Genomic DNA, 2,137 nt, shown 5'->3' with positions numbered 1-2,137 from the left:
ACCGGCATACTTTCCATGCCCTGGCGTTTATCGTCGCGGTCAGCATCGAATTTCACGCGGTACATCCCCGATGCATCCTGCCAGGCGTAAATGTCGTTATCCCTGGCGCTGGTCACGCGCGCCATCAAAGTGCCGCTGACCACCGGGCGCTTTTTAGCTGCAGGACGCCAGCAGCGGTTCTCGTAATAAGGCATCCCCTCCCACATCACTGTCAGGGCATCTTTACGGCTGGCAATATAGCCCGTGCGGGTAATGATTATGCCGTTGTCTGTTTCTGATGGCAGTGTCGGCGGCACCGCACGTTCACTGATGGTCAGCACCTGGGCCGGAGAAAGCAGGGCATCATTGCTGCACCCGCTGATAGCTGTCTGTCCGGACAGGAAACGCTCATGCTCAAGGCGAGCCCAGAAGTTGGCCGTTTCCGCTGAGGGTGTGATTTTGTCGCCACGTTCAAGATGACGCGGCAGGTAGTGGTAAACCTCTCCGTAGGTAACACCGTCACCGTCGCCGCGGGTCATGTCCGCCGGTACAGAGGTCAGGACATTCTGGGCTTCACGGTGATTGTAATCGCTGGCGGTGACAGAGCGCTCAACCACGTTCTGTCGGACGTTAATCCCCCATACCGAGTCCGCTGCATTATCACTCATTCCCGATGGGCTGCTGAGCGGCAGAGACTTACCGAACGTCCATGCGCTCTGCTTGTCTGCGAAATGCACCACTTCGGTCTGGGTGTCGGGCTGAAGGGTGAAGAAGTAGAAAATTCCCACTTCGGCCAGCAGACGCTCAATGAAGGCGAGGTCGTTTTCCTTGTACTGGTTAATCTGTTCACGCTTCGGATAGTCGGCTTTGAGGGTGAAATCATACTCCCAGCCTTTCAGGCCATGCTCCTGCAATACTTCGGCGACGACTTCCGGTACCGACTTATTGACAAAAAAGCGGTGGGTACGGAATTGCTTGCGCAGCAAAGACAGGAACGGCTCAATAATAATCTGGTACGTTGCCTGGTCACGTGAGCCACTGATACGCTTAAAATGCGTCACCACACCATGCACCACTTTCTGACCGGTCAGCCCCATCAGAGGCCCGGTTCCCATGGTCAGCGTGGCAGGCCTGGTCAACAGTTGCGTTGAACTGATATTCTGATCGCCGCTGGTAAAGATAACTTCGTAGTAATAAAGCTCACTCATGAACTCCTTACCGCTGAAATTCTCCACATCGATATCTGCCGTGCAGGACGGAATATCCAGACGGTAGCGGTTCAGCCCGCCTTCAGTTAGCGCAGACAGGGTATTCTTAAGCGTATCTGTCAGACTCATGATATTGGCTCCATGGGATAACCTGCCGTCCATGACTTTATTGCCTAAGGGCAAATAGCAGGTTTTATCAGGGGTACTCAGTGAGTACGGAAAAGAGTGATTAGGGCTCCAGCCCCGAGGGCGCAGGCGAGGATTTTCATCAGCAACACGGTCATGTCAAAATTATCCATCGCGTATTCGCCATCGCCACTGATGGGGGTAAAGCGCTTAACGAATGTGTAAAAATACGCATCAGGCAGAAATAAAAATCCGGCGATAATGAGCAGGATGAAGATACAAATGTTCACTGAGTCAGCCACCGCGATTATTAGTGGTCAATCGGAAGTTACAGATTGAGCTTCAAAATGGCTGGTCAGTAACAGAAGTCGCGGCACGTCTGATGCCTCGGATTTCACTATAGCATCGGAGGTCACGCCTGAAGGTAACAGAATGCTGCTGCCAGACACCGTCAGATAACGCCCTGCCCAGGCTTCCCACTGTTGCTGTCCGTATTCAGCTTCCTTCTGCAAAAACTGATGTTCATTGACGGTTCTGCCCCACAGCCACCCCCGCAAACAAAACAGGAAAAACCAGCCAAGAATCGGGCTGGATGCCAGCCACCAGATATTGAATGCAGCCAGTGCCTTAACCATGCCTGACGCATACAGAATAAACAGCAAAATACCCACAACCGCGGCAACAGCACCAGCCAACAGCCATCCCGTAAAAGATGGTTCAGGAGGCAACTCCATCGTTGTTGCTTTCGTCCTTTCCCAGCCCATTGATTATCCTACGGTGCTGTTCTGAGCACTTGAAATTACAGTACAACCGCACTGACATTT

2 protein-coding genes are annotated in these 2,137 nt (G+C 52.7%); both read right to left on the bottom strand.

The features are described from left to right. The coding region (locus E2L00_RS21245; RefSeq protein WP_167615034.1) for a type VI secretion system Vgr family protein at positions 1-1,316 on the bottom strand (1,316 nt) is incomplete at its 3' end. Between the two features lie 314 nt (positions 1,317-1,630). Next, a complete protein-coding gene (locus E2L00_RS21240) occupies positions 1,631-2,077 on the bottom strand; it encodes a hypothetical protein (RefSeq protein ID WP_236127794.1) in 447 nt (148 codons plus the stop codon). Between the last annotated feature and the right edge of the window lie 60 nt (positions 2,078-2,137).

Origin of the sequence: Cedecea colo (genome assembly GCF_011808225.1) — a bacterium.
Classification (GTDB): Bacteria; Pseudomonadota; Gammaproteobacteria; order Enterobacterales; family Enterobacteriaceae; genus Dryocola; species Dryocola colo.
This window is presented reverse-complemented; position numbering and strand designations above follow the sequence as displayed.

Coding starts and splice junctions, on each gene's coding strand:
- E2L00_RS21240 (WP_236127794.1), bottom strand. CDS start 2,077: ATGGGCTGGGAAAGGACGAAAGCAACAACGATGGAGTTGCCTCCTGAA.